This is a genomic window from Pseudomonas sp. B26(2017) (assembly GCF_002113045.1).
GTDB lineage: Bacteria > Pseudomonadota > Gammaproteobacteria > Pseudomonadales > Pseudomonadaceae > Aquipseudomonas.
In genome coordinates, this window is record NZ_NEJJ01000014.1 from 84,504 (window position 1) to 109,109 (window position 24,606).

27 protein-coding genes are annotated in these 24,606 nt (G+C 60.4%); 13 read left to right on the top strand and 14 right to left on the bottom strand.

The genetic code is table 11. The features are described 5' to 3' along the window. Positions 1-56: 56 nt before the first annotated feature. Complete coding sequence (locus CAF79_RS20720) at positions 57-1,133, bottom strand: 3-deoxy-7-phosphoheptulonate synthase (protein WP_011335309.1); 1,077 nt, start codon at positions 1,131-1,133, stop codon at positions 57-59. Between the two features lie 130 nt (positions 1,134-1,263). Further along, positions 1,264-1,707, bottom strand: coding sequence for a PilZ domain-containing protein (locus CAF79_RS20725; RefSeq protein WP_085700012.1), 444 nt, complete (start codon positions 1,705-1,707; stop codon positions 1,264-1,266). Here CAF79_RS20725 and CAF79_RS20730 point away from each other — a divergent pair. The 5 genes from CAF79_RS20730 to cysB all read left to right on the top strand — a co-directional run bounded on the left by CAF79_RS20730 (position 1,706) and on the right by cysB (position 5,664). After that, positions 1,706-2,092, top strand: a complete 387-nt coding sequence (locus CAF79_RS20730) for a co-chaperone YbbN (RefSeq protein WP_085700014.1) — start codon at positions 1,706-1,708, stop codon at positions 2,090-2,092. The genes CAF79_RS20725 and CAF79_RS20730 overlap by 2 nt on opposite strands. Next, complete coding sequence (locus CAF79_RS20735) at positions 2,089-3,045, top strand: putative 2-dehydropantoate 2-reductase (RefSeq protein WP_170929761.1); 957 nt, start codon at positions 2,089-2,091, stop codon at positions 3,043-3,045. The genes CAF79_RS20730 and CAF79_RS20735 overlap by 4 nt, the downstream gene beginning before the upstream one ends. 23 nt (positions 3,046-3,068) lie before the next feature. Continuing rightward, positions 3,069-3,974 carry a 5'-nucleotidase gene (locus tag CAF79_RS20740; protein ID WP_085700018.1) on the top strand — a complete coding sequence of 302 codons (906 nt, stop codon included), beginning with the start codon at positions 3,069-3,071 and terminating at the stop codon, positions 3,972-3,974. A 98-nt stretch (positions 3,975-4,072) separates the two neighbouring features. Next, positions 4,073-4,576: a universal stress protein gene (locus tag CAF79_RS20745; RefSeq protein ID WP_007955683.1), complete on the top strand. Its 504-nt coding sequence runs from the start codon at positions 4,073-4,075 to the stop codon at positions 4,574-4,576. Positions 4,577-4,689: 113 nt separating this feature from the next. Continuing rightward, a complete protein-coding gene (gene cysB / locus CAF79_RS20750) occupies positions 4,690-5,664 on the top strand; it encodes an HTH-type transcriptional regulator CysB (RefSeq protein WP_085700020.1) in 975 nt (324 codons plus the stop codon). A 22-nt stretch (positions 5,665-5,686) separates the two neighbouring features. Here the strand turns inward: cysB and CAF79_RS20755 are convergent, their stop codons facing one another. Both CAF79_RS20755 and CAF79_RS20760 read right to left on the bottom strand, forming a co-directional pair. Next, positions 5,687-6,169 carry a GreA/GreB family elongation factor gene (locus CAF79_RS20755; protein WP_085700022.1) on the bottom strand — a complete coding sequence of 161 codons (483 nt, stop codon included), beginning with the start codon at positions 6,167-6,169 and terminating at the stop codon, positions 5,687-5,689. A 2-nt stretch (positions 6,170-6,171) separates the two neighbouring features. After that, positions 6,172-6,579: a hypothetical protein gene (locus CAF79_RS20760; RefSeq protein WP_085700025.1), complete on the bottom strand. Its 408-nt coding sequence runs from the start codon at positions 6,577-6,579 to the stop codon at positions 6,172-6,174. A gap of 124 nt (positions 6,580-6,703) precedes the next feature. Here CAF79_RS20760 and earP point away from each other — a divergent pair, with 124 nt between their 5' ends. Then, positions 6,704-7,846 (top strand): elongation factor P maturation arginine rhamnosyltransferase EarP, encoded by a 1,143-nt coding sequence (earP, locus tag CAF79_RS20765; protein WP_085700027.1) that lies wholly within the window; start codon positions 6,704-6,706, stop codon positions 7,844-7,846. A gap of 48 nt (positions 7,847-7,894) precedes the next feature. Beyond that, positions 7,895-8,464 carry an elongation factor P gene (locus tag CAF79_RS20770; RefSeq protein ID WP_007955690.1) on the top strand — a complete coding sequence of 190 codons (570 nt, stop codon included), beginning with the start codon at positions 7,895-7,897 and terminating at the stop codon, positions 8,462-8,464. 65 nt (positions 8,465-8,529) lie between these two features. Here CAF79_RS20770 and CAF79_RS20775 read toward each other — a convergent pair whose 3' ends face one another. The 4 genes from CAF79_RS20775 to CAF79_RS20790 all read right to left on the bottom strand — a co-directional run bounded on the left by CAF79_RS20775 (position 8,530) and on the right by CAF79_RS20790 (position 11,772). Further along, the gene (locus CAF79_RS20775) at positions 8,530-9,543 is read right to left on the bottom strand and encodes an alpha/beta hydrolase (RefSeq protein WP_085607156.1); all 1,014 of its coding nucleotides are present in this window, start codon (positions 9,541-9,543) and stop codon (positions 8,530-8,532) included. A 33-nt stretch (positions 9,544-9,576) separates the two neighbouring features. Continuing rightward, positions 9,577-9,996, bottom strand: a complete 420-nt coding sequence (locus tag CAF79_RS20780; protein WP_085700029.1) for an organic hydroperoxide resistance protein — start codon at positions 9,994-9,996, stop codon at positions 9,577-9,579. A 271-nt stretch (positions 9,997-10,267) separates the two neighbouring features. Continuing rightward, complete coding sequence (locus CAF79_RS20785; RefSeq protein ID WP_085700031.1) at positions 10,268-10,732, bottom strand: MarR family winged helix-turn-helix transcriptional regulator; 465 nt, start codon at positions 10,730-10,732, stop codon at positions 10,268-10,270. A gap of 83 nt (positions 10,733-10,815) precedes the next feature. After that, a complete protein-coding gene (locus tag CAF79_RS20790) occupies positions 10,816-11,772 on the bottom strand; it encodes a LysR family transcriptional regulator (protein WP_085700033.1) in 957 nt (318 codons plus the stop codon). A 112-nt stretch (positions 11,773-11,884) separates the two neighbouring features. Here CAF79_RS20790 and CAF79_RS20795 point away from each other — a divergent pair, with 112 nt between their 5' ends. Beyond that, positions 11,885-12,634, top strand: coding sequence for a sulfite exporter TauE/SafE family protein (locus tag CAF79_RS20795; protein ID WP_170929762.1), 750 nt, complete (start codon positions 11,885-11,887; stop codon positions 12,632-12,634). On the opposite strand, the gene CAF79_RS20800 is transcribed toward CAF79_RS20795, so the two are convergent. Beyond that, on the bottom strand, positions 12,624-13,478 hold the full coding sequence (locus tag CAF79_RS20800; protein WP_170929765.1) for a LysR substrate-binding domain-containing protein: 855 nt from the start codon (positions 13,476-13,478) through the stop codon (positions 12,624-12,626). The two genes, CAF79_RS20795 and CAF79_RS20800, sit on opposite strands and share 11 nt — an antisense overlap. Before the next feature lie 97 nt (positions 13,479-13,575). On the opposite strand from CAF79_RS20800, the gene CAF79_RS20805 reads away from it, so the two are divergent. After that, positions 13,576-13,791 (top strand): DUF1127 domain-containing protein, encoded by a 216-nt coding sequence (locus CAF79_RS20805; RefSeq protein ID WP_085700039.1) that lies wholly within the window; start codon positions 13,576-13,578, stop codon positions 13,789-13,791. Between the two features lie 64 nt (positions 13,792-13,855). Next, positions 13,856-15,082, top strand: a complete 1,227-nt coding sequence (locus CAF79_RS20810) for a winged helix-turn-helix domain-containing protein (protein ID WP_085700041.1) — start codon at positions 13,856-13,858, stop codon at positions 15,080-15,082. 131 nt (positions 15,083-15,213) lie between these two features. Here CAF79_RS20810 and CAF79_RS20815 read toward each other — a convergent pair whose 3' ends face one another. Then, entirely contained in the window at positions 15,214-16,560 is a 1,347-nt protein-coding gene (locus tag CAF79_RS20815) for a class II 3-deoxy-7-phosphoheptulonate synthase (protein ID WP_085700043.1), read from the bottom strand. Positions 16,561-16,710: 150 nt separating this feature from the next. Between CAF79_RS20815 and CAF79_RS20820 the strand changes: the two genes are divergently transcribed. Further along, on the top strand, positions 16,711-17,466 hold the full coding sequence (locus CAF79_RS20820) for a spermidine synthase (protein ID WP_085647568.1): 756 nt from the start codon (positions 16,711-16,713) through the stop codon (positions 17,464-17,466). Positions 17,467-17,609: 143 nt separating this feature from the next. Here CAF79_RS20820 and CAF79_RS20825 read toward each other — a convergent pair whose 3' ends face one another. Further along, on the bottom strand, positions 17,610-18,401 hold the full coding sequence (locus CAF79_RS20825; RefSeq protein ID WP_085700045.1) for a crotonase/enoyl-CoA hydratase family protein: 792 nt from the start codon (positions 18,399-18,401) through the stop codon (positions 17,610-17,612). A 422-nt stretch (positions 18,402-18,823) separates the two neighbouring features. Here CAF79_RS20825 and CAF79_RS20835 point away from each other — a divergent pair, with 422 nt between their 5' ends. After that, complete coding sequence (locus tag CAF79_RS20835; protein WP_085700046.1) at positions 18,824-20,497, top strand: DEAD/DEAH box helicase; 1,674 nt, start codon at positions 18,824-18,826, stop codon at positions 20,495-20,497. A gap of 77 nt (positions 20,498-20,574) precedes the next feature. Here the strand turns inward: CAF79_RS20835 and CAF79_RS20840 are convergent, their stop codons facing one another. Beyond that, complete coding sequence (locus CAF79_RS20840) at positions 20,575-21,342, bottom strand: class III extradiol ring-cleavage dioxygenase (RefSeq protein WP_085700048.1); 768 nt, start codon at positions 21,340-21,342, stop codon at positions 20,575-20,577. Between the two features lie 102 nt (positions 21,343-21,444). Between CAF79_RS20840 and CAF79_RS20845 the strand changes: the two genes are divergently transcribed. Next, positions 21,445-22,098, top strand: coding sequence for a thiopurine S-methyltransferase (locus CAF79_RS20845; protein ID WP_085700050.1), 654 nt, complete (start codon positions 21,445-21,447; stop codon positions 22,096-22,098). A gap of 59 nt (positions 22,099-22,157) precedes the next feature. On the opposite strand, the gene htpX is transcribed toward CAF79_RS20845, so the two are convergent. Both htpX and CAF79_RS20855 read right to left on the bottom strand, forming a co-directional pair. Beyond that, the gene (gene htpX / locus CAF79_RS20850) at positions 22,158-23,045 is read right to left on the bottom strand and encodes a protease HtpX (RefSeq protein ID WP_085700052.1); all 888 of its coding nucleotides are present in this window, start codon (positions 23,043-23,045) and stop codon (positions 22,158-22,160) included. Positions 23,046-23,348: 303 nt separating this feature from the next. Beyond that, the gene (locus tag CAF79_RS20855) at positions 23,349-24,560 is read right to left on the bottom strand and encodes a pyridoxal phosphate-dependent aminotransferase (RefSeq protein WP_007955711.1); all 1,212 of its coding nucleotides are present in this window, start codon (positions 24,558-24,560) and stop codon (positions 23,349-23,351) included. Positions 24,561-24,606 lie beyond the last annotated feature (46 nt).

The window sequence follows — 24,606 nt, forward strand, 5'->3', positions numbered from 1 at the left end:
GCACACACAAAAACGCCGGGCAATGCCCGGCGTTTTTTATGCCTGAGAAACGGCTGTCAGCCGCGCTGACGTTTCGGCAGGACATCCTTGAGCTTGGCGTGCATGCTGCGCAAGGTGTTTTCGGTAGCGGACCAGTCGATGCACGCATCGGTGATCGATACGCCGTATTGCAGGTCGGCGAGGTCTTTCGGGATCGCCTGGCAGCCCCAGTTCAGATGACTCTCGACCATCAGGCCGATGATCGACTGGTTGCCTTCGAGGATCTGGTTGGCAACGTTCTCCATCACCAGCGGTTGCAGGGCCGGATCCTTGTTGGAGTTGGCGTGGCTGCAATCGACCATGATGTTCGGCTTGATCTTCGCCTTGTTCAGCGCCTGCTCGCACAGGGCGACGCTCACCGAATCGTAGTTCGGCTTGCCGTTACCACCGCGCAGCACCACGTGACCGTAGGCGTTGCCCTTGGTGGTGACGATCGACACGCCACCTTCCTGGTTGATGCCCAGGAAACGGTGCGGGCTGGAAACCGACTGCAAGGCGTTGATTGCCACAGTCAGGCCGCCGTCGGTGCCGTTCTTGAAACCGACCGCCGAGGACAGGCCGGAAGCCATTTCGCGGTGGGTCTGGGATTCGGTGGTCCGTGCGCCGATGGCCGACCAACTGATCAGGTCCTGCAGATACTGCGGGGAGATCGGGTCGAGGGCTTCAGTGGCAGTCGGCAGGCCTTTCTCGGCCAGGTCCAGCAACAACTGGCGACCGATGTGCAGACCGTCCTGGATCTTGAACGAGTCATCCAGGTATGGGTCGTTGATCAGGCCTTTCCAGCCGACGGTGGTCCGTGGCTTCTCGAAGTAAACGCGCATGACCAGATACAGGGTGTCCGACACTTCTGCCGCCAGCACTTTCAGGCGATCGGCATATTCGTGGGCAGCCTTGATGTCGTGGATCGAGCAGGGGCCGATCACCACGAACAGACGATGGTCAGTGCCATCGAGAATGTTGCGGATGACTTCGCGACCCTTGGTGACGGTGCGCAGGGCAGCGTCGCTCAGAGGGATATCACGCTTGAGCTGATCAGGAGTGATCAGGGTCTCGTTGGAAGCGACGTTCAGGTCGTTGATCGGTAAATCAGCCATCGTTTACTCGTCAGGTCACGGGTGCCGGCCGCCAGCGATCCCCGCGCGGCGGAGCACAGCGGATTTAAGCGCGTCGGGGAGCCGAACCTTATCGCGTTAGGCGCCTGCTAGACAATGGGCAAGTAACTGTTCAGTCCGGCACTGGCTGCGCAAAAGCTTTGCGAACGGTGTCGTGAGAGAACTCGTCGGCGTGTTGTTCGACCCATTGCAGGGCCAGGGCCTGAATATCCTGGAGATCGTCGTGGGCATCGTTGAGTCGGCAATAGCGTTCGATCTGACACACCTGTTCACCCATTCGCGCACTGAACAGCGTCTGTTCGTCGGTGAAGGCGATGCCCACCAGATAGCCTTTTTTACGTCGCAGGCACCAGGCCACGTAGCCCGGATAACAGATGTCGGCGTTGAGAGTCGGCATGCGTACCTGCAAGGCGGTGCCATGGCGCCAGGCACGGTGGTAATTGCAAGCGATGCCGCCGAGGCTGATAGTGTGCAGCCGTTGACGCGAAATACACTCCGGTGTGAGCAAGGTCAATTCAACGGGCACATCATCCGGATGAGGAATAAACCGTCCCATGAGCACAGACTCCCTGTGTCGGCCATTTGACATTGTTTCCCCCAGTATAGTGGTCGAATCGCAGCTGACCGATTTCGACGCCGACCAACGGCTGCTGGCGATGGACGGCGTTTCGCTGGTGATCTTCACCAGCGTTGGCTGCGCCAGTTGTCGCTATGCCCGCGAAGTGTTGCCGGGGTTCGACTTGACCGTCGATCGCGTGTGCTGGATCGATGCCGGTGACAACGGCGGACTGGTCGAGCGTTATCAGGTCTTTCATTTGCCGGCGCTGTTTGTGGTGCGCGACGGCGAGTTTTTTGGGGCAGTGCACACGCGCCTGAATGTCGATGAGCTGAACGCAGCCGTGGCGCAGGCGCTGGGTCGAATTGCAGAGGAGTTGCCGTGATGGGAGCAGTCAACAAACCGGTGGTGGGGGTCATTGGCACCGGTGCCATCGGAGGGTTCTACGGGGTGATGTTGGCCCGGGCCGGGTTCGATGTGCACTTTCTATTGCGCAGTGAATTTTCAACAGTCGCCGAGCGCGGCTTGCAAGTGGACAGTGCCGTGCATGGCGCATTGACGCTGAACCCGGTGCAGGCCTATTCGTCGGCAGAAGACATGCCGCCCTGCGACTGGCTGCTGGTCGGCGCCAAGACCACCAGCAATGCCGGGCTGGCACCGTCGATCATTCAGGCGGCGAAACCCGACGCGAAAGTGCTGTTGTTGCAAAACGGCCTCGATGTCGAAGACAGCTTGCGTGCATTGCTGCCCGATTCCCTGCATTTGCTGGGCGGCTTGTGCCTGATCTGCGTCCACCGTGAAGGGCCGGGGCAGGTCACTCACCAGGCGCTGGGGGCGGTGAACGTCGGTTATCACAGCGGCCCTGCACCGGATGAAGCGGCGCGCATGGCGATCGTCGAGGAGGGCGCCGGCCTGTTTCGGGCCGCCGGTCTCGACTCCCAGGCGATGCCGAACCTGCATCAGGCGCGCTGGCAGAAGCTGGTGTGGAACATTCCCTACAACGGGCTTTCGGTGTTGCTCGGTGCCGGCACCACGCCATTGATGGCCGACACTGACAGCCGCGCATTGATTCAGGCGCTGATGGCTGAAGTGGTGCAGGGCGCCAAGGCCTGCGGCCACGACATGCCGCCCGGTTACGCCGAATACCTGTTCATGATGACCGAGAAAATGCCCGACTATTGGCCGAGCATGTACCACGACTTTTTGCACAAGCGACCGCTGGAACTGGAGGCGATCTACGCTCGTCCTTTGGCGGCGGCAAAAGCGGCAGGCTGCGAGTTGCCGCGTATCGAGTCGTTGTATCGCACATTGAGCTTTATCGATCGGCGCAACGTGTAAACCGGTCGCACGGGGGGAAAGGCATGGCCAAGAATATCGATGACAAACTGGTGCTGGCGATTTCGTCCCGTGCCCTGTTCGACCTGAGCGAAAGTCACAAGGTGTATGAGTCGAGTGGCGTGGAGGCCTACCGGCAATATCAGATCGATCACGAAGACGAAATTCTCGCACCGGGCGATGCCTTTCCGCTGGTGGAAAAACTGCTCAACCTCAATAGTCGCCTCGGCCGCGCCCGGGTCGAGGTGATTCTGGTGTCGCGCAACAGTGCAGACACCGGCCTGCGCGTTTTCAATTCCATTGGTCATTACGGCCTGGCGATTTCCCGTGCTGCGTTTGTCGGCGGGCGCAGTCCTTATCCGTACCTGAAGGCTTTCGGTTGCGACCTGTTTCTCTCCACCCATGCCGAAGACGTGCGCGCCGCACTGGATGCCGGTTTTGCGGCGGCGACCATTCTGTCCGGCGGCGCCAGCCGTGCGGCCAGCGATGAATTGCGCATCGCCTTCGACGGGGACGCGGTGCTGTTTTCCGACGAGTCGGAGCGGGTTTATCAATCCGGTGGCCTCGAAGCCTTCCAGGCCAAGGAGCGTGAATCCGCGCGCGAACCGTTGCGCGGCGGTCCGTTCAAGGGCTTCCTCGCGGCACTCAATCTGTTGCAGCGCGAATTCTCCGATGAGGAATGCCCGATCCGTACGGCACTGGTCACTGCGCGTTCGGCTCCGGCCCACGAGCGGGTGATTCGCACCTTGCGTGAGTGGGACATTCGTCTGGACGAATCGCTGTTTCTCGGTGGCTTGAACAAATCGGCGTTCCTCGAAGCCTTCGCCGCCGACGTGTTTTTCGACGATCAGGCCGGCCACTGCGAGCTGGCCCGGGAAGTCGTGGCAACCGGTCACGTACCCCACGGCATCAGCAACGAACCGGCGGTCTAGAGCGCGCGTGGTTCAAGACGTTGCGTCGCACGTCGTACTCGCGAAGGCACTGCTAAGCTGAATCAAATCTCCGCCATGTTGGCACGCGAGGAGGTCATATGATTCGTTCGATGCTGTATGCCACTGACCTCGGTCTGTACGCACCGTTAGTGATGCAGCATGCCTTGGCAATGGCACGAACGTTCAATGCCGATCTGTACGTGGTGCACGCGGTGGAGCCCATGGGGCTGTTTGCCGAATCGGTGTTGCAGAGCTATCTCGACGAACAGGCATTGAACGAATTCCACAGTCAGGGTCTGAAAACCGTTATCGCCAATATCGAGCAACGGGTGCTCGACAGCTTTCGTGAAGAGCTGGGGGACGAGGGCGAGCAGGACCTGCAGCGGATACGCGCGGTACGGGTGCTGCAGGGCGATCCGTCACAGGTGATTCTCGATCAGGTGCAGAAACTCTCTGTCGATTTGCTGATCGTAGGAAGTCACAGCCATGGGGTCGGGGCGGAGACACCCCTGGGGCGAACGGCAGCACGGCTGCTGCAATTGTCCAAGGTGCCGGTTTATCTGGTGCCGTTGGTGGAGCGTCGGCGTCGGGAGGATCGCTGAAGCAGGAATAATGGCCCTTTGATAAAAAAGTTCTAGATTTATTATTCAAACCATTAATATAGTTATATATCGTCGCTGATGCCCGTGGCGTCTACCTGCTTTGAGGGATTCATATGAAGCTTCAACAATTGCGCTACATCTGGGAAGTGGCGCACCACGACCTCAACGTTTCCGCTACAGCCCAAAGCCTCTACACATCGCAACCGGGCATCAGTAAACAAATCCGTCTGCTGGAAGACGAACTGGGCGTCGAAGTATTCGCCCGCAGCGGCAAGCACCTGACCCGCGTCACCCCGGCCGGCGAGCGCATCATCACCACTGCCGGTGAGATTCTGCGCAAGGTCGAAAGCATCAAGCAGATCGCTCAGGAATTCTCCAACGAGAAGAAGGGCACCCTGTCGATCGCCACCACTCACACCCAGGCGCGTTATGCACTGCCGCCGGTGATCAGCAACTTCATCAAGCAATACCCGGACGTGGCGCTGCACATGCACCAGGGTTCGCCGATGCAGATCGCCGAAATGGCCGCTGACGGCACCGTCGATTTCGCCATCGCCACTGAAGCGCTGGAGCTGTTCGGCGATCTGGTGATGATGCCGTGCTACCGCTGGAACCGTTGCGTGGTCGTGCCTCAGGGCCACCCGCTGACCAAGCTGCCGAAGCTGACCCTCGAAGCGCTGGCCGAATACCCGATCGTGACTTACGTGTTCGGTTTCACCGGCCGTTCGAAACTCGACGAAGCCTTCAGCCATCGTGGCCTGACGCCGAAAGTGGTGTTCACCGCTGCCGACGCCGACGTCATCAAAACCTATGTGCGCCTGGGGCTGGGCGTGGGCATCGTGGCGAAAATGGCAGTCGACACCAAACTCGATAACGATCTGGTGGTGCTCGATGCCAGCGAGCTGTTCGAGTCCAGCGTGACCAAGATCGGTTTCCGTCGTGGCACTTTCCTGCGCGGCTTCATGTGCGACTTCATTGAAAAATTCGCGCCGCACCTGACCCGCGATGTCATGGCCAAGGCCATTCAGTGCCACAACAAGCAAGAACTGGAAGAGCTGTTCGAAGGCGTCGAACTGCCGGTCCACTAAGCCCCTGTCACCAAGCGCCTGTCTACAGCACCTCGGTGACAGCAAACTGTTGCCGGGTGCCTGCCACCAGAATCTCCACCTCGTCACCCTCGAACTTGCCCAGCAGGCTTTTGCCCAGCGGCGAGCGCGGGGTGATGACGGTAATCGGCTGACCCACCACGTCGACTTTCAAGCCCGCGGCATCCGGCGCGAGAAACAGCCATTGCTCGCGACCTTTTTCGTCTTCCAGACCAAGCAGGGCGCCGACTTCAATCCCTCGCTGATCGTCGTATGCACGCAGCGTCAGGTTCTGGCACAGCGCCAGCGAGTGACGAATCTCCTCGACCCGTTTTGCCTGGCCCGCCGCCAGGTACGAAGCCTCAAGTCCCAGGGTGTCGTACTTGTTTTCGGCGATGTTCTCTTCGTGGGTCGCAGTTTCGTAAGCGGTTTGCGCCGCGCGTTCGGCGATGTCGAGGTCGGCGCGCAGCCTGTCGAGAATCAGTTGGTGAACCGTCTGTTTATTCATGATCAATCGCAGAATTGCAGGACATTGGCGCGGCTTTTTTCGCTCGGGGCCGTCTGATCCTGTTGCAGCCAGAACTGGCATTTGGGATTCGACAGATTGCGTGTGTTGCCTCGGGCCTGATCCAGGCGTGCCTGTTGTTCGTTCTTGCGCAGGTTTTCTTCGTACTGCTCGAACAGGCGGTTTTGTGGCTCAGGTTCTGGCTGTGGCTGGGCGGCCACCGCAGGCTTGCTCAGTTGTTGTACCGCCTGCGCCACCGGCTGCAACTGATGGCTGAAGAGAGACGAGGCGAGCCAGCACGTCAGCGCAATGGCCAGGAAACCAAGCCACAAACCCAGCGCAATGCTGCCGGTCAATTGCAGCACGCTAAGCTGAACAGGCAAGGGGCGACGGGGATTGGGACGATAGGGCATGGCTGCCTCCTGGCGGATGAATGCGGGCGAGTGGCGATTGTCGCACGAAGATTAATTGCCGTCGGCTCTTCTGCATGGAGACATTTATGCGGACAATCGGCGCTTTTGCCAACGGGAGCCTTGAATGCCGCAACCGATAACCCGCTGGGACATTTTTTGTACGGTCGTCGACAACTACGGCGACATCGGCGTGACCTGGCGTCTGGCCCGGCAACTGGTCAGTGAACATGCAATGACGGTGCGACTGTGGGTCGATGACCTGCGCGCCTTCGAGCGCATCTGCCCGGAAATCGACATCCATCTTGACCAGCAAAGGCAGCAGGGTGTCGAAGTCCGACACTGGTCGGCTGAATGGCCGGAAACGGACGCCGCCGACGTAGTGATCGCCGCGTTTGCCTGCCAGTTGCCGAGTCTCTACATGGACGCCATGGCCGCGCGGCAGAAGCCGCCGTTGTGGATGAACCTCGACTACCTCAGTGCCGAAGACTGGGTGGTCGGTTGCCACGGTCTGCCGTCAGTGAAGTACAAGTCGGTGCAGAAGTACTTTTTCTTTCCGGGATTCCAGCCGGGGACCGGTGGCCTATTGCGTGAGAGCGGTTTGCTGGAGCGGCGCCAGCAGTTTCAGCAGGATCCCGAGGCGCAGCGACAATTCCTGCACGGTCTGGGGATCGTTCCTGTGCCCGGTGCGCAGTTGATTTCGCTGTTTGCCTACGAGAATGCCGGACTCGCCAGTTGGCTGGATGTACTCGCCGCTGACTCGACGCCCACTCATCTGCTGGTGCCGGAAGGGCGGATTCTTGGTGATGTCGCGCGCTGGCTCGGTGTCGAGTCACTGTCGGTCGGCGACTTCAATGTGCGTCAGGCGCTGACCGTGCAGGTGCTGCCGTTCGTCCGTCAGGATCAATATGACCAATTGCTCTGGTGCTGCGATTTCAATGCGGTGCGCGGCGAGGACTCGTTTGTTCGGGCGCAATGGGCGGGGCGTCCGATGCTATGGCACATCTATCAGCAGGACGAAGACATCCATCTCGACAAGCTCGACGCCTTCCTTGCGCTCTACACAAAGCGCCTTTCGCCCGTAGCTGCCGAGGCGATGAACGGTCTCTGGCGCGCCTGGAGTGCCGGGCAGCCTATCGGCGATCACTGGCTCGAGGCCCGAAAACACTGGCCTGCACTGCAGGAAAATGCCCGCGCGTGGTGTCTGGAACAGGCCTCCCAGGCGGATCTTGCGACGGCGCTGGTACAGTTTTACCGAAATTGGATATGATACGCGGCCTAGATTTTTGTAAATCCCATCCAAATTCGGATATTCGCAATGAAAACTGGTAAAGAACTCAAACCCGGTACCGTGATCCGTATCGACAACGATCCTTGGCTGGTTCAGAAAGCTGAATTCACCAAGTCGGGCCGTAACAGCGCGATCATGAAGACCAAGCTGAAGAACCTGCTGACCGGTTACAAGACCGAAACCGTTTACGGTGCGGACGACAAGCTGGACGACGTGATCCTGGATCGTAAAGAAGCGACCCTGTCCTTCATCAGCGGTGACTCCTACACGTTCATGGACACCACCGACTACACCATGTACGAGCTGAACGCCGAAGACATCGAAAGCGTTCTGCCATTCGTGGAAGAAGGCATGACCGACGTTTGCGAAGCCGTATTCTTCGAAGGCCGTCTGGTTTCCGTAGAGCTGCCGACCACCATCGTGCGTCAGGTCGACTACACCGAAGGTTCCGCTCGCGGTGACACTTCCGGCAAGGTGATGAAGCCTGCCAAACTGAAGAACGGTACCGAGCTGTCGGTTGCTGACTTCATCGAAATCGGCGACATGATCGAGATCGATACCCGCGAAGGCGGTTCCTACAAAGGCCGTGCCAAATAAGCACTGTTTTTTGCGGAAAGAAAAAGCCCGACCATTGAGTCGGGCTTTTTTGTACCTGATGAAAATTACTTCTTCAGGTGTTGCTTCAGTTCTTCCGAAGCCTGCAGCATCGCCGAACGCACCGCCGGCACCTGGCTGACCACGTTGAGCAAACCGTAGTCGTGGATCATGCCGTTGTAGCGTACCGAGGTTACCGGCACGCCGGCTTCGTCGAGTTTACGGGCGTAGGCTTCGCCTTCGTCACGCAGTACGTCGGCCCCCGCAGTCTGTACCAGTGCAGGCGGCAGACCTTTCAACTGTGCGGTGGTGGCCCGCAGCGGCGAGGCGTAGATCTCGTTACGCTGGTTGGCGTCGGTGGTGTAGTTGTCCCAGAACCACTTCATCATGTTGCGGGTGAGGAAGTGCCCCTCGGCATACTGGTTATACGAACCCGTATCGAAATTGGCATCGGTTACCGGCCACAGCAGCACCTGGAATTTGATCGCCGGGGTGCCTTTGTCTTTGGCCATCAGGGCGACGACTGCCGCCATGTTGCCGCCAACACTGTTGCCCGCCACCGCCAGACGTTTGCCGTCGACGTTGATTTCTTTGCCGTGTTCGGCCACCCACTTGGTCGCCGCGTAAGCCTGGTTGATCGCCACCGGGTAATGCGCTTCCGGCGAAGGGGTGTAGTTGACGAACACCGCCGCCGCCCCCGAACCGACCACCAGATCCCGCACCAGACGTTCGTGGGTCGGGAAATCCCCCAGCACCCAGCCACCGCCGTGGAAGAACATGAACACCGGCAGCTCGCCCTTGACTCCGGCCGGCCGGACGATGGTCAGGCTCAACGGTTGGCCATCGACCTGGATGGTCTTCTCGCTGACGTCCGCCTTGGGCAACGTCAGTTTGACCCCGGACTGTGCGCCGGTCAGAACGGCTCGGGCATCCTTGGGTGTCAGCTGTTCCATCGGTTTGCCGGTGCCGGCATTCAGCACATCAAGGAACGCCTGAGTGTTGTGTTCAACCTCCCCGGCAAATGCGCTGTGGATGGACAGAGCGAGAAGGGTACCGGTCAAGACTTTGCTGAAAGTGTTCATGTTCATTTCCTGTACGGGCCTGAGTGTCAGTGATTACACGGTGACGTGCAGACGCACATCGACGTTACCGCGAGTGGCGTTGGAGTACGGGCAGACCTGGTGCGCAGCGTCGACCAGGCTTTGCGCGTCAGCCTGTTCCAGGCCCGGCAGGCTGATGTGCAGGTCGATGTCCAGACCGAAACCGCCAGGAATCTGGCCGATGCCGACGTGAGCGGTGATCGACGAGTCGTCCGGGATTTTGCGTTTGGTCTGGCTGGCGACGAATTTCAGCGCGCCGATGAAGCAGGCTGAGTAACCGGCGGCGAACAGTTGCTCAGGGTTGGTGGCCGCGCCGCCGGCACCGCCGAGTTCTTTCGGGGTGGCCAGTTTGACGTCGAGGATGTTGTCGCTGGAGATCGCACGACCGTCACGGCCGCCGGTGGAAGTTGCGATTGCGGTGTAGAGAGTTTGCATGGTGTGAGCCTCATTAAGTGTGATTTGTTGCGCTAATTGTTTGCGCACTAACTAGGTGCGAAGTAAATGTACTGCGCGAATATTTAGCGCGCAAGATAAATTTTCGAAAAGATCGGCAATTGGCACTTGGATCAGGTGGAGTGGTGATCTCAAGTTTTTGATATATAAGATTTTTTTTAACGTAAGCGAGAGGAAAATTTTTTTCGTGGGTAAGCCGGAAGGGGCGATTCGCCTACAGGCGCAAGGCTGCGCCCGTAGGGAAGGGAAGGTCTTAAGCGAGGCTGTCCTGCAAATGACCCCGCAAGGCCTGCAACTCGGCTTGCAGGTTTTGCAGACGCTCCAGCGTGAAGCCACTGGCACCGAGGATGCATTGTGGAACGGTTCGGGCCTTGTCTTTCAAGGCGCGTCCCTGGGCTGTCAGTTCAACGATCACTACCCGCTCATCCTCACGGCTTCGCGTACGGCTCAGCAAACCTTCACCCTCCAGACGCTTGAGCAGCGGGGTCAGCGAGCCCGGATCGGTCAGCAGGCGCGTGCTGATTTCTCCGACGGTCAAACCATCCTTCTCCCACAGCACCATCATCGCCAGGTATTGCGGATAGGTCAGGCCAAGCGCTTGCAGCAGTGGCTTGTAGACCTTGGTCATCATCAGCGAAGTGGAATGCAGGGCGAAGCAGGCCTGATTATCGAGCAGCAGGTCTTCGCAGTGATCGGAGGTGTTGCGGTCGTTGGTCATGTCGGTGCCTTGAACAGTGATACCGATGAATCTAGCGCTCGAATCTTTAATGCGCCAGACAATTGTGCCCGGTGGCGAATCGGTCAGTGCCGGCCCAACTCTCGTTGCAGGGCCAGATCCCACGGCGGCACTGGGCTGAACCGGGTCTTGAGGTATTCCAGCAACAGGCGGCTGCGGGAGCTGGCCTGCTGTTGTAGCCGCAGCGCGTAAATGCCGGCGCTTTCCGGTTTAGGCAGGCCATTTTCACAGAACAGCGGCAGCAACTCGCCACGCAACAGGTATTCGCTGGCCAGCCAGGTCGGCAGATGCGCAATCCCAAGCCCCGCCAGTGCGCCGCAGACTAAAGCCTCGGCGTTGTTGGCGCTCATGCGCACCCGTGCCGGGCGGTGCAATTGCATCTGTCCGTCCTGCTCGAAACGCCAGGCGAAAGGTGGGGCGAGGCCGTCCCAATCGAGGCCGTCATGCTCGCTCAATTGCGCGGGCTCGCCCGGCACGCCCCGACGCTTCAAGTAGTCGGGGCTGGCGCAGGCAATGCGCACGATGCTCGCCAATGGCGTGGCCACCAGGCGGGTGTCGGCCATCTGTCCGGCACGCAGCACCAGATCGACCTTGCCCAGGTTCGATCCGTCCATGTCGACGAAGCTGTCTATCAGGTGCAGTTGCACGTCGAGTCCTGGATACAGCACCAGAAAATCGGCAATCACCGGGGCCAAATGCCGACGCCCGAATGCCGCCGGCGCATCCACCCGAATCAAGCCTTCCGGCGCGCTGCTTAGAGACACCGCTTCAGCCCGGGCCAGTTGCAACTCCGCCACGATGCGCCGTGCCCGTTCGGCAAACGCAAGACCGGCCGGCGTGGCGCGCACCGCATGAGTACTGCGGATAAACAACTGGCTGCCGACAGCGCTTTCCAGACTGTCGATGCGCCGGGCGACGGCCGAGGGCGTCAGCGGATGTCGCCGTGAAGCAGCAGAAAAGCTGCCGCTCTCCAGCACATCGAGGAACAGTCCGAGTTGTTCGGTCAATTGATTGGGGTTCATCGATCAGCTCAGCGCCTATGCGAATTTGGCAAAGCCATTGTGCGTTGCTATGCGTTTCCGTGTCAGCACCGACTGCGTACGATGCGCTGACTGACGTATGAGGAATGCCGCTGTGATCGATTTTATGCTGTACCTGGTATTTGGCGCCGCCCTCGGCACTTTGGGCGGAATATTCGGCATCGGCGGTGGCTTGATTGCCATTCCGCTGCTGGGCGTGTGGTTCGGGCTTGATCAGCAAATCGCCCAAGGCACGGCGCTGGTGATGGTGGTGCCGAATGTGATGCTGGCGCTGTGGCGTTATCACCAGCGTAACCGCATCGAACTCCGCCATGCGTTGCCGCTGGCAGTGATGGGATTCTGCTTTGCGTGGATCGGCTCAATCTGGGCCGTGGGCATCGACGCACAAACCATGCGCATCGGCTTTGTCGCGTTCCTTGTAGCGTTGTCGGCCTACAACCTGGTGCGCATGTTTGGCGCGCGTCAGGCAGCAACTTCCGAGATGCGTTATTCGTGGCCATGGCTGGGCGTGCTTGGCGCGGCGTCGGGCGCCATGGGCGGCTTGTTCGGCGTCGGCGGGGCGGTGGTGGCGACGCCGGTGTTGACCAGCCTGTTCGGTACCACTCAAGTGGTCGCTCAGGGGCTGTCGCTGGCATTGGCGTTGCCGAGCACCGGCGTGACGCTGGTGACGTACGCGGTGCATCACGAAGTGGACTGGATGATCGGCCTGCCGCTGGCCATTGGCGGGCTGGCCAGCATCAGTTGGGGCGTGAAAGTGGCCCACGCAATGCCGGAAAAACTCCTGCGCGGGCTGTTCTGCGGGTTCCTGGTGCTGTCCGCGGTGATGCTCGCCTTTAAAGTTTGAAGCCTTCGACGATGTGCTCGGCCAGGCATTCGGTGATCGGCGAGGGATTGTTGAGGTTGCGGATCAGCATGATGCTGGCCTCGGGCAACAGTGGCAGATTTTCGGCGGCCCCAAGAATGCGCAGGTCCGGGGTGATCAGGCTTTCCAGCTGCGCGGTGATCGCCAGACCCGCGCTCACCACAGCCATCAACGCCGACAGGCTGGTGCTGTTGTAGGCAATCCGGTATTCGCGGCCCATCGCGTCCAGCGCATTGCAGGCCCACAGGCGACAGAAACAATCACTGTTGAACATCGCCAGCGGCAACGGCGTCTGTTCGTGGGCGCTGAAATTCTGCGCCTCGGCCCAGACAAAACGTTCCTTGCGCAGCAACTGGCCAATCTCGTTGCCCGGCTCGCGCGTGACGATCGACAGATCCAGGTCCGTGCGTTGCAGCAACTGTTTGGTCGACTCGCAATGCACTTCGATCTGGATCAGCGGGTAGAACTGGGCGAAGCGCGACAGGATCCCCGGCAGAAACCGCATCACGTAATCGTCCGGCGTGCCGATCCGCACCGTGCCGACCATGTGCGGCTCGCGCAGGGTGTTGAAAACTTCGCTGTGCAATTTCAGGATGCGCCGCGCGTAACCGAGCAACACTTGGCCCTCGGCGGTCAGGCGCACCTGGCGCCCGTCACGCTCGAACAACTGGCGCTGCAACACATCCTCTTCCAGACGCTTCATCTGCATGCTCACCGCCGATTGGGTGCGGTTGACCATTTCGCCGGCACGGGTAAAACCGCCCTGATCGGCAATCGCGACAAAGGTGCGCAGGACATCGGTATCGATACTCGGGTACGCCGACAATTGATGAATCTCCGTGATGCATGCCATCAGAAACATTCGTTGGATTGATCTTAGCTCCGGCGCGAGACTTGAGCCATCCCTAAAGGAGGGCAACACGATGAAAGGTCAAAAAGTGTATGTGAGCGATGACAGAGTGCCGGTCCATCTGATTTCCGATCTGCTGCACAAGTTTAGCCGCTGGTACGAACTTCACCGCGAACGAGAGTTGCTTGCCAGTCTGAGCGACGAAGCGCTTAAGGACATCGGGGTCAGTCGAGCCGATGTCGAACATGAGTCGGTAAGGCCGTTCTGGGACGATCCGATGCATAAATGATGAGGCCATTGCTACACAAACCCCTTTGCAGTGAGGTAGGTTGCGAGCAGACATGGAGGTACACATGCCCGCGACATTGTCCTTTTCCCTTAAACAGGCTCGACGTCTGGCGCTGGCTGCCCAAGGGTTTCACGGGCGCCAGCCGCCGGCTGTCAAGGCCATGCACCTCAACCGGCTGATCGAACGCCTCGGCCTGTTGCAGATCGACTCCGTCAACGCCGTGGTGCGCTCGCACTACCTTCCGCTGTTCTCCCGTCTCGGTTCCTATTCTGCTGATTTGCTCGACCAGGCTGCCTGGAGTTCGGGGCGGCGTCGTTCGCTGTTTGAATACTGGGGCCATGAAGCGTCGTTGCTGCCGCTGTCGATGTACCCGTTGATGGGCTGGCGCATGCAGCGGGCCAGGCGCGGTGAGGACATTTATCAGCAACTGGCGCGATTCGGCCGTGAGCAACAGGACACCATCCGCCGGGTGCTGGCGTCGGTCCGGGAGCAGGGCGCACTGGGCGCCGGCAGCCTGTCGACCCGCAAGGAAAAGGCCGGGCCATGGTGGGACTGGAGTGCGGAAAAACATGCGCTGGAATGGCTGTTTGCCGCTGGCGAAGTCACCGTGGCCGGACGCCGTGGCTTCGAGCGATTGTATGACTTGCCGGAACGAGTGATTCCGGCCTCCGTGCTGCAACAGCCATTGCCCGATGAGGCCGAGGCGCAGCGCGGTTTGCTGTTGCATGCGGCGCAAGCGCTGGGTGTCGGCACGGAAAAAGACCTGCGTGATTACTTCAGACTGAATCCCTCTGATGCCCGCCCGCGTCTGGCCGAACTGGTCGAGGACGGGCAATTGCTGACCTGCGAAGTCGCCGGGTGGCGGCAAATCGCCTATTGCCTGCCCGAGCCGAAAATTCCGCGCAAGGTTGAGGCCAGTGCATTGCTGTCGCCATTTGACTCACTGATCTGGGAACGCAGCCGGACCGAGCGACTGTTCGATTTTCGCTATCGGCTGGAGATTTACACCCCGCAGGACAAGCGGGTCTACGGCTATTACGTGCTGCCGTTCCTGCACAACGAACGGATTGCGGCGCGGGTTGACCTGCGCGCCGAACGGGCGGCGGGGCGGCTTGCAGTGCATGCGGTGCACGAGGAAGAAACGGGACTGGATGATGCAGGGATGCTGGCACTGGCGCTGAACTTGCGGCGCATGGCGGACTGGTTGGGGCTTGAGCAGGTGCAGCTCAATTGTCAGCGGGAAAGTGCGGGGCGGCTTCGGCTGGCTATGGTCCACATCGGCTGCGACTGAACCGGCCTCATCGCTGGCAAGCCAGCTCCCACAGTGACCGAGTCGTTCAAAAACTGAATGTACGAATTCGATCCTGTGGGAGCCGTGCTTGCCCGCGATGAGGCCCGATCAAACAATGAAGGTTTCCGAACTCAGCGACGAACCTGTTTCAGCGTCTCGGCAATCAGAAACGCCAGCTCCAGCGACTGGTCGGCATTCATTCGCGGGTCGCAATGGGTGTGATAGCGATCCGACAAGCCATCTTCAGTGATCGGTCGCGCGCCACCGATGCATTCGGTGACGTTTTGCCCGGTCATCTCGATGTGGATACCGCCGGCGTAGCTGCCCTCCGCTTCGTGAACCTGGAAGAACTGTTTGACCTCACCAAGAATCTGCGCGAAGTCGCGGGTCTTGTAGCCGCTGCTGGCCTTGATGGTGTTGCCGTGCATCGGGTCGGAGCTCCACAGCACCTGCTTGCCTTCACGCTGTACCGCGCGAATCAGCGCCGGCAGGTGATCGCCGACCTTGTTCGCGCCCATCCGCGCGATCAGGTTGAGGCGACCCGGATCGTTGTCCGGGTTGAGCACGTCGATCAGGCGGATCAGATCGTCAGGGTTCATGCTCGGGCCGACTTTGACACCGATCGGGTTGTTCACCCCGCGCAGGAATTCGACTTGGGCACCGTCGAGCTGACGGGTGCGGTCGCCGATCCACAGCATATGCGCCGAGCAATCGTAGTAATCGTTGGTCAGGCTGTCGCGGCGCACGAAGGCTTCTTCGTAGTTCAGCAGCAGGGCTTCGTGGGCGGTGAAGAAACTGGTTTCGCGCAGTTGCGGCGAGCTGTCCATGCCGCAGGCGCGCATGAACGCCAGGGTTTCATCGATGCGGTCGGCCAGATGGCTGTACTTTTCGGCCAGCGCCGAGTTGGCGATGAAGTCCAGATTCCACTTGTGCACCTGATGCAGGTCGGCAAAACCGCCCTGGGCGAAGGCACGCAGCAGGTTGAGAGTGGCGGTGGACTGGTGATACGACTGCAGCAGACGCTCCGGATCCGGTACGCGGCTGGCGGAGTCGAAACCGATGCCGTTGACGATGTCGCCCCGGTAGGCCGGCAGAGTCACGCCGTCGATGGTCTCGTCGTTGGCCGAGCGCGGCTTGGCGAACTGACCGGCCATGCGCCCGACTTTCACCACAGGGCAGCCGGCGGCGAAGGTCATGACGATCGCCATTTGCAGCAACACTTTAAAGGTGTCGCGGATCTTCGCGGCGGAAAACTCGGCGAAGCTTTCCGCGCAGTCGCCGCCCTGCAGCAGGAACGCCCGGCCCTGGGTGACTTCGGCAAACTGACGACGCAGCTCGCGCGCTTCGCCGGCAAACACCAGCGGCGGGTAGCTGGCCAGCGTCTGCTCGACCTGGCGCAGATGCGCGGCGTCGGGGTATTGGGGTTGTTGCTGGATCGGCAGGGCGCGCCAGCTGTCAGGGCTCCAGGGTTGGCTCATCACGGTCTCTAAGGTTCTACGCACGGACGGCCATGTTAGCAGCAATTAGTGCGTGACCTGCTCCCGCCGCTTCGCCGACAATCGCCGCTTTGCCACGGCACCAAAGCGGTGCCATCGCGTCACCGCGCCCGGTGACCACCAGGAGACGAAATGACTGAGGAGCGCGTCGAGCTGTTGCTCGCCGAGGTACAGGATGAGTTCGGCGTGATTCGCGTGCTGGAAGTGGCCGACTACCGCTTTCTGGAGTTCGGCGATGCGATCGAGCAAAGCTGCGTGTTTACCGCCGACCCGAGCTGGCTGGAGTACGACTACACCCGGGCAATGCTGATTGGTGCGCTGTGCCATGAACAACCGGAGAGTGCGCTGTTTCTCGGCTTGGGCGCGGGGACGCTGACCCAGGCCTGCCTCAAGTTCCTGCCGCTGGAAGATGTCGAAGCCATCGAATTGCGTCCGGATGTACCGCGCCTGGCCATCGAATACCTTGGCCTTGATGATGATCCACGGCTGTACATCCGCGTCGGTGATGCCCTTGAGCTGCTGCCGACCGCTGAACCTGCAGATCTGATCTTCGTCGACCTGTACACCGATGTCGGCCCTGGTGCCGGGCACCTTGCGTGGAATTTCCTCGGTGACTGTCAGAAACGTCTGAATCCCGGTGGCTGGCTGGTGATCAATCAATGGGCCACCGATGACGGCAAACCCTTGGGCGCGGCGCTGCTGCGCGGGCTCTATCACCGGCATTACTGGGAACTGCCGGTGAAGGAGGGCAACGTGATTCTGATCGTGCCGGCGGATCTCGATCAGGTGCTGGACATGCAGGCGCTAACCGCGCGAGCTGAAGCGCTGGCACCGAAGCTGGGATACTCGTTGCAGTCGTTGATCAATTGCATCCGCCCGGCGACCTGAGTTGTCAGTGATGGCCCCTTCGTCGGATCGCCGCCCGGCCCCCAGCCCGCTCCCACAGTTTTAGCGTCGTACACAGGTCTATGAACGACGCGGTTACTGTGGGAGCGGGCTTGCCCGCGAAGGCGCTATGACCGCTACCCATTTCAGATCCCTTTGAAGACACCGGGTCGCCGCTCCACCAGCGAGCGCACACCTTCCTTGGCGTCTTCACTGGCCAGCAACTTTTTAACCAGCGGCGGCAAGCTTTTTGCCGCCGCAGTCTCGCCTTCGTAGCGCGCCTGACGCGCCGACATCAGGGTTGCCTGTACGCCAAGCGGTGCCTGCCGGGCAATCCTTTCGGCCAGTTCGATGGCGCGCGGCAGCAGATCCTCGCTGGCCATGACTTCCTGCACCAGCCCCAGGCGCAAGGCCTCATGAGCGTCGAACTCGTCGCCGGTCAGCAGCCAGCGCATCGCGTTGCCCCAACCGGCGATCTGATGAAAGCGCAGCGTCGCACCCCCGAACGGGAAGATTCCGCGCTGCACTTCCATTTGGGCAAACCGGGTGTTGCTGGCACACAGGTTGATGTCGGCGGCGAGCATCAATTCGATGCCAATGGTCAGGCAATAACCCTGCGCCGCAACAATCACCGGTTTGCTGACCCGGGGGCCGACGAACACGCCCCATGGATCGCAGCCACCGGGCGGTACCTGCCAGCCCTGGGCGAGGGTGGAACTGGCGTTGACCAGATCGAGCCCGGCGGTGAAATGCTCACCGTGTCCGAACACCACCGCCACCCGCGCTTCTTTATCAGCCTCGAATTCACCGTAGGCCAGGGCCAGATCGTTGAGCAGGTCGAGGTCGAAGGCATTGCGCTTGGCGGCGCGGTCCAGGCCGATCAAGTACACGTGACCGTCACGCGCACGGCTCACGCGGCCGGGGCAGGACTGATTCATGGGTGTTTCCTCGCAGGGGAAGAAAGGGTGCAGCGACCGGATGTCGCATGTCGGTGAATCGTTTAAGCGCCATCGCCCGCAGGGCCGGGGTCTTTGAAAAATAGACCTTTGCCCGATTATCCGCAAAACCCCGTTACACAGCGGTGACAACTGTATTTCACCGATAAAAAAAGCTCCCTTTTTGGGCAAATTCCGGTATAGTGCGCGCCGGCCTTTAACCGGGCCGCGTTTAGGTAGCGCAATTCCCCGAAGTCAGCTTCGGCTGCACGTCCGCACTGCGGGCTCTTCCTTGACGATTCTTTTCCATCCATTCGTTTTCGCAAATCCCCGCCGACAAAGCTGCCAGGGCGACTCTTGAGTCTCAACACGGCATGTGCAGCTTTGGAGCATGGGTCTTTGCGGATGCACTTAGAGGCAGACCCATGACCCAGGAAATCGGCGGCTTCGCCGCTCTTGAACTTCATCCCAATATTGTCGCTGCAGTAGTCGCTACCGGCTATGAAGAGCCTTCGGCCATTCAGCAGCAGTCGATCCCGATCATCCTCGCCGGTCACGATATGATTGGTCAGGCGCAAACCGGTACCGGTAAAACCGCTGCCTTTGCCCTGCCTATCCTGCACCGCATTGATCCGTCCAAGCGCGAGCCGCAAGCTCTGATCCTGGCCCCAACTCGTGAGTTGGCGCTGCAAGTTGCAACCGCTTTCGAAACCTACGCCAAGCAAATGCCGGGCGTGACTGTTGTGGCTGTCTACGGCGGTGCGCCGATGGGCCCACAATTGAAAGCAATCCGTAATGGCGCACAGATTGTTGTCGCCACTCCGGGCCGTCTGTGCGACCACCTGCGTCGCGACGAAAAAGTGCTGCAGACCGTGAACCACCTGGTTCTCGACGAAGCAGACGAAATGCTCAAACTGGGCTTCATGGACGACCTCGAAGTCATCTTCAAGGCCATGCCGGAAACCCGTCAGACCGTATTGTTCTCGGCGACCCTGCCGCAATCGATCCGTGCCATCGCCGAGCGTCACCTGCGCGATCCGAAGCACGTGAAGATCCAGAGCAAGACCCAGACTGTTACCGCGATCGAACAGGCTCACCTGTTGGTTCACGCTGACCAGAAGACTTCTGCCGTTCTCAGCTTGCTGGAAGTGGAAGATTTCGACGCTCTGATCATGTTCGTGCGCACCAAGCAAGCGACCCTGGATCTGGCCAGCGCCCTCGACGCCAAAGGCTACAAAGCCGCCGCGTTGAACGGCGACATCGCCCAGAACCAGCGTGAGCGCGTCATCGACTCGCTGAAGGATGGCCGTCTGGACATCGTTGTGGCGACCGACGTTGCCGCCCGTGGTCTGGACGTTCCGCGCATCACCCACGTGTTCAACGTGGACATGCCGTACGATCCGGAATCCTACGTGCACCGTATCGGCCGTACCGGCCGTGCCGGTCGCGAAGGCCGCGCGCTGCTGCTGGTGACGCCACGTGAGCGCCGCATGCTGCAAGTGATCGAGCGTGTAACCGGTCAGAAAGTTGCCGAAGTGCGTCTGCCGGACGCCCAGGCCGTTCTCGATGCCCGCATCAAGAAACTGACCAACAGCCTGTCGCCGCTGGTGGCTGACGCCGAATCGACTCACGGTGATCTGCTGGATCGCCTGACCGCCGACATCGGTTGCACCCCGCGTGCCCTGGCTGCCGCTCTGCTGCGCAAGGCCACCAATGGTCAGGCGCTGAACCTGGCAGCGATCGAGAAGGAACGTCCACTGGTGCCGAACAGCGCGCCACGTGGCGACCGTCCTGAGCGTTCCGGTGATCGTCCGGACCGTGGTGATCGTGAGCGTCGTGCGCCAATGCCTTTGGGCGAAGGCCGTGCCCGTTGCCGTACCGCGCTGGGCGCGCGTGACGGTATCGCGGCGAAAAACCTGCTGGGCGCCATCCTCAACGAAGGTGGTCTGGCACGTGAAGCCATCGGTCGCATCCAGGTGCGTGACAGCTTCAGCCTCGTCGAGCTGCCGGAAGAGGGTCTGGACAAACTCCTGACCAAGCTGAAGGACACTCGCGTTGCCGGCAAGCAGTTGAAGCTGCGTCGCTACCGCGAAGATTGATCCGCCCTTGGGCTGATTGATCGAACATAAAAAATCCCCGACTGGTTCGGGGATTTTTTTTGCCTGCAATTCGGGCATCAGCCGAAGCGGTAGATGTCCATGCCCAGCGCGCCCATGGTGAAGCCTTGATGGGCAATGCTGAAATCACCGCCGGCACCTCGGGCGAAGTACAGCGGCAGCAGGTGTTCATCACTTGGATGGCTGCGCACGGCGTTCGGTGCCTGATGGCGGTAATCGTGCAGGGCGGCTTCATCGTTGGCCGCAAGCTTGTCGACAATCCAGTCACGAAAGTCCCGGGCCCAGGGCTCGACGCTTTCCGGGCCGGCGTGCCAGTCCAGTTCCCGCAGGTTGTGGGTGATGCTGCCGGAGCCGATCAACAAAATGCCTTGATCGCGCAGGCTGGCCAGCGCTTGGCCGACGCGGTTCTGCAGCGCCGGGCCACCTCGGCTGGGCAGGGAAACCTGAACCACCGGTATATCCGCCTGCGGATACATCAGCGACAGTGGCACCCACACGCCGTGATCGAACGGTCGTTGCGGATCGAGACGCGCCGGCAGGTTGTTGGCGGTTAGCAAGTCGGCGACCTCGCGAGCCAGTTGAGGATCGCCCGGAGCTGGATACTGCACCTCAAACAGCGCGCGGGGAAAACCGCCGAAGTCGTGCCAGGTTTCCGGTTGCGGATGGCTGCTGACCAGCAGTTCATGACTTTCCCAATGGGCGGAAACGATGACGATGGCTTTCGGACGTGGCAGTTCGGCTGCCAGTCGTGCCAGGGCCGGGCCGCTGGCGCCGGGTTCCAGCGCCAGCATGGGTGAGCCGTGAGAGATAAACAGGCTGGGAAACATGGAAGGGTTCCTGAGCGTTAAGATGGCTCATCTTCAGTCAGTTCATTGATCTAATTCCAATATAAGTTTTAACGCCTTTTGATCGAATTCTTGGGAGGATGCATGCAGCCGGAGTTTTGGCACAAGAAGTGGGAATCGAACCAGATCGGCTTTCACCAGCGTCAGGTGAATCCGTATTTGCAGCGGCACTGGCCCGATCTGGCCATCCCGGCGCAGGCACGTGTGCTGGTGCCGTTGTGTGGGAAAAGCCTGGATCTGCTGTGGCTCGCCGGCCGGGGCTATCAGGTGCTCGGCGTCGAGCTGTCGGAGAAGGCCGTGGAAGACTTTTTCCTTGAGCAGCAATTGCAGCCGCAGGTGAGCGAGCAGGGCGACTTCAAGATTTATCGCGCCGGCGCGATCGAGTTGTGGTGCGGGGATTTCTTCTTGCTGACGGCGGCTGACGTGGCCGGTTGCACCGCCTTGTACGACCGGGCGGCGGTGATTGCCTTGCCGCCGTCGATGCGCGAACGTTATGCAGCGCACTTGCAGGGCCTATTGCCGACTTGCCGAGGGCTGCTGGTGACGCTGGATTACGACCAGTCGCAGATGCCTGGGCCGCCCTTTTCCGTGGACGATGCCGAAGTGCAGCGTTTGCTGGGCCGTGTCTGGCGCGTCGAGATGCTGGAAGAACAGGACGTGCTCGGTGATAGCTGGAAGTTCGTGCAGGCCGGCGTAACTCGGCTGGAAGAGCGGGTGTACCGGATTTCCGGGCAGTAATCGACAGGCAAAAAAAGGCCCGCATCACTGCGGGCCTTCTCATGGTTGCGCCGGTTTGATCAGCCGCGACGACGCAGGGCGTCGATACGCTCTTCCAGCGGCGGGTGGCTCATGAACATGCGGGCGAACCCTTGTTTGATGCCACCGTTGATGCCGAAGGCGTTCAGGGTGTCAGGCATGTGCACCGGCAGGCCCTGTTCGGCGCGCAGACGTTGCAAGGCGTTGATCATTGCGCCCGTACCGGCCAGACGTGCACCGGCATCGTCGGCACGGAACTCGCGTTTGCGCGAGAACCACATCACGATTGCGCTGGCCAGAATGCCCAGTACCAGTTCGGCGAAGATGGTCGCGATGTAGTAGGCCATGCCCTGGCCTTCTTCGTTTTTGAAGATCACCTTGTCGACGAAGTTGCCGATGATCCGCGCGAAGAACATCACGAACGTGTTCACCACGCCCTGGATCAGCGCCAGGGTGACCATGTCGCCGTTGGCCACGTGGCCGATCTCGTGGGCCAGCACGGCCCGCACTTCGTCTTCCTTGAAGCGCTCGAGCAAGCCCTGGCTGACCGCGACGAGAGCGTCGTTCTTGTTCCAGCCGGTGGCGAAGGCGTTGGCTTCGTAGGCCGGGAAAATCCCGACTTCGGGCATCTTGATCCCGGCTTCCCGGGACAGTTGCTCGACGGTTTGCAGCAGCCATTGTTCGTGGCGAGTGCGTGGCTGGGTGATGACCTGGGTGCTGGTGCTCATCTTCGCCATCCACTTGGAGATGAACAGCGAGAACAGGGAACCGGCGAAACCAAAGACTGCACAGAAAACCAGCAGCTGATTGAGGTTGAGGTCAACCCCGTTGGCCGCCATGAACCCGTTGAAGCCGAAAAGGCTCAGGGTGATGCTGGCTATCAGCACGACCGCCAGGTTAGTGGCCAAGAACAGCAGGATGCGCATCATGGTTGTAGAAATCTCCTCAAGCTAAAGATGTAGCGTACTGCGGGGTATATAAGGTGCGGCACCTGGCGATTCAACCGAGTGACTATTTCAAACTGTGTCCTACACCGGATTCGCCGGGCATGGGACATTTCCCACTGCCGAAACCGTTATGGATGACAGGCACGCGGCAACCGGTCTCATTGCCTCAGGCACGCATGATTCATATGAGTCGCAAGTGTAGAAGGTGCTGGAGGAGGGGTGGAGCAGAAGTGTTGCTGAATCAGACAGTGCGCAACGTTCGGGCCGTTGCGCACTGAGCGCCGGTTACTGGCGGTAGGACTTGAGGAAGTTGCCGATACGACCGATGGCCATGTCCAGGTCATCGACCCGCGGCAGGGTGACCACGCGGAAGTGGTCAGGCCACGGCCAGTTGAACGCCGTGCCTTGCACCACCAGCAGCTTCTCGGAGAGCAACAGGTCGAGCACGAATTTCTCGTCGTTGTGGATCGGGCAGACTTTCGGGTCGATCTTCGGGAACGCGTACAGCGCGCCCATCGGCTTCACACAGCTTACGCCGGGAATGTCGTTGAGCAATTCCCAGGTCCGGTTGCGCTGTTCCAGCAGGCGACCTTGCGGCAGCACCAAGTCGTTGATGCTCTGATAGCCGCCCAGAGCGGTCTGGATCGCATGCTGACTCGGCACGTTGGCGCACAGGCGCATGTTGGCCAGCATGTCGATGCCTTCGATATAGCTGTGGGCGTTGTGTTTCGGCCCGGAAATGGCGATCCAGCCGGAACGGAAACCCGCCACGCGATACGACTTGGACAGACCGTTGAAGGTCAGGCACAGCAAGTCCGGGGCCAGCGAGGCGGTGCAAATGTGTACGGCGTCGTCGTAGAGGATCTTGTCGTAGATCTCGTCGGAGAACACCACCAGATTGTGCTGGCGGGCCAGTTCGAGCATGCCCAGCAGCACTTCCTTCGAATACACCGCGCCGGTCGGGTTGTTCGGGTTGATTATCACCATCGCCTTGGTGTTCGGGGTGATCTTGGCCTTGATGTCGGCCAGGTCCGGGAACCAGTCGGCACCTTCGTCGCACAGGTAATGCACCGCGTTACCGCCGGCCAGGCTCACGGCTGCCGTCCACAGCGGGTAGTCCGGCGCCGGCACCAGCACCTCGTCGCCGTTGTTGAGCAGCGCCTGCAGCGACATCACGATCAGCTCGGACACGCCGTTGCCCAGGTAGATATCTTCGATGCCGACACCTTCGACCTGTTTCTGCTGGTAGTACTGCATCACCGCCTTGCGCGCGCTGAACAGGCCTTTGGAATCGCTGTAGCCCTGGGCGGTCGGCAGGTTGCGGATCACATCCTGGAGAATTTCGTCCGGCGCTTCGAAACCAAAGGGCGCCGGGTTGCCGATGTTCAGCTTGAGGATGCGATGGCCTTCCTCTTCCAGGCGTTTGGCGTGCTTGAGCACCGGGCCGCGAATGTCGTAGCAGACGTTGGCGAGCTTGTTCGATTTGCTGAACTGCATGGCGATGTGATCCCGAAAATGAACGATCCAGGCGGCGGGTGGACAA

Coding starts and splice junctions, on each gene's coding strand:
- CAF79_RS20720 (WP_011335309.1), bottom strand. CDS start 1,133: ATGGCTGATTTACCGATCAACGACCTGAACGTCGCTTCCAACGAGACC.
- CAF79_RS20730 (WP_085700014.1), top strand. CDS start 1,706: ATGAGCACAGACTCCCTGTGTCGGCCATTTGACATTGTTTCCCCCAGT.
- CAF79_RS20725 (WP_085700012.1), bottom strand. CDS start 1,707: ATGGGACGGTTTATTCCTCATCCGGATGATGTGCCCGTTGAATTGACC.
- CAF79_RS20740 (WP_085700018.1), top strand. CDS start 3,069: ATGGCCAAGAATATCGATGACAAACTGGTGCTGGCGATTTCGTCCCGT.
- CAF79_RS20745 (WP_007955683.1), top strand. CDS start 4,073: ATGATTCGTTCGATGCTGTATGCCACTGACCTCGGTCTGTACGCACCG.
- cysB (WP_085700020.1), top strand. CDS start 4,690: ATGAAGCTTCAACAATTGCGCTACATCTGGGAAGTGGCGCACCACGAC.
- CAF79_RS20755 (WP_085700022.1), bottom strand. CDS start 6,169: ATGAATAAACAGACGGTTCACCAACTGATTCTCGACAGGCTGCGCGCC.
- CAF79_RS20760 (WP_085700025.1), bottom strand. CDS start 6,579: ATGCCCTATCGTCCCAATCCCCGTCGCCCCTTGCCTGTTCAGCTTAGC.
- earP (WP_085700027.1), top strand. CDS start 6,704: ATGCCGCAACCGATAACCCGCTGGGACATTTTTTGTACGGTCGTCGAC.
- CAF79_RS20770 (WP_007955690.1), top strand. CDS start 7,895: ATGAAAACTGGTAAAGAACTCAAACCCGGTACCGTGATCCGTATCGAC.
- CAF79_RS20775 (WP_085607156.1), bottom strand. CDS start 9,543: ATGAACACTTTCAGCAAAGTCTTGACCGGTACCCTTCTCGCTCTGTCC.
- CAF79_RS20780 (WP_085700029.1), bottom strand. CDS start 9,996: ATGCAAACTCTCTACACCGCAATCGCAACTTCCACCGGCGGCCGTGAC.
- CAF79_RS20785 (WP_085700031.1), bottom strand. CDS start 10,732: ATGACCAACGACCGCAACACCTCCGATCACTGCGAAGACCTGCTGCTC.
- CAF79_RS20790 (WP_085700033.1), bottom strand. CDS start 11,772: ATGAACCCCAATCAATTGACCGAACAACTCGGACTGTTCCTCGATGTG.
- CAF79_RS20805 (WP_085700039.1), top strand. CDS start 13,576: ATGAAAGGTCAAAAAGTGTATGTGAGCGATGACAGAGTGCCGGTCCAT.
- CAF79_RS20810 (WP_085700041.1), top strand. CDS start 13,856: ATGCCCGCGACATTGTCCTTTTCCCTTAAACAGGCTCGACGTCTGGCG.
- CAF79_RS20815 (WP_085700043.1), bottom strand. CDS start 16,560: ATGAGCCAACCCTGGAGCCCTGACAGCTGGCGCGCCCTGCCGATCCAG.
- CAF79_RS20820 (WP_085647568.1), top strand. CDS start 16,711: ATGACTGAGGAGCGCGTCGAGCTGTTGCTCGCCGAGGTACAGGATGAG.
- CAF79_RS20825 (WP_085700045.1), bottom strand. CDS start 18,401: ATGAATCAGTCCTGCCCCGGCCGCGTGAGCCGTGCGCGTGACGGTCAC.
- CAF79_RS20835 (WP_085700046.1), top strand. CDS start 18,824: ATGACCCAGGAAATCGGCGGCTTCGCCGCTCTTGAACTTCATCCCAAT.
- CAF79_RS20840 (WP_085700048.1), bottom strand. CDS start 21,342: ATGTTTCCCAGCCTGTTTATCTCTCACGGCTCACCCATGCTGGCGCTG.
- CAF79_RS20845 (WP_085700050.1), top strand. CDS start 21,445: ATGCAGCCGGAGTTTTGGCACAAGAAGTGGGAATCGAACCAGATCGGC.
- htpX (WP_085700052.1), bottom strand. CDS start 23,045: ATGATGCGCATCCTGCTGTTCTTGGCCACTAACCTGGCGGTCGTGCTG.
- CAF79_RS20855 (WP_007955711.1), bottom strand. CDS start 24,560: ATGCAGTTCAGCAAATCGAACAAGCTCGCCAACGTCTGCTACGACATT.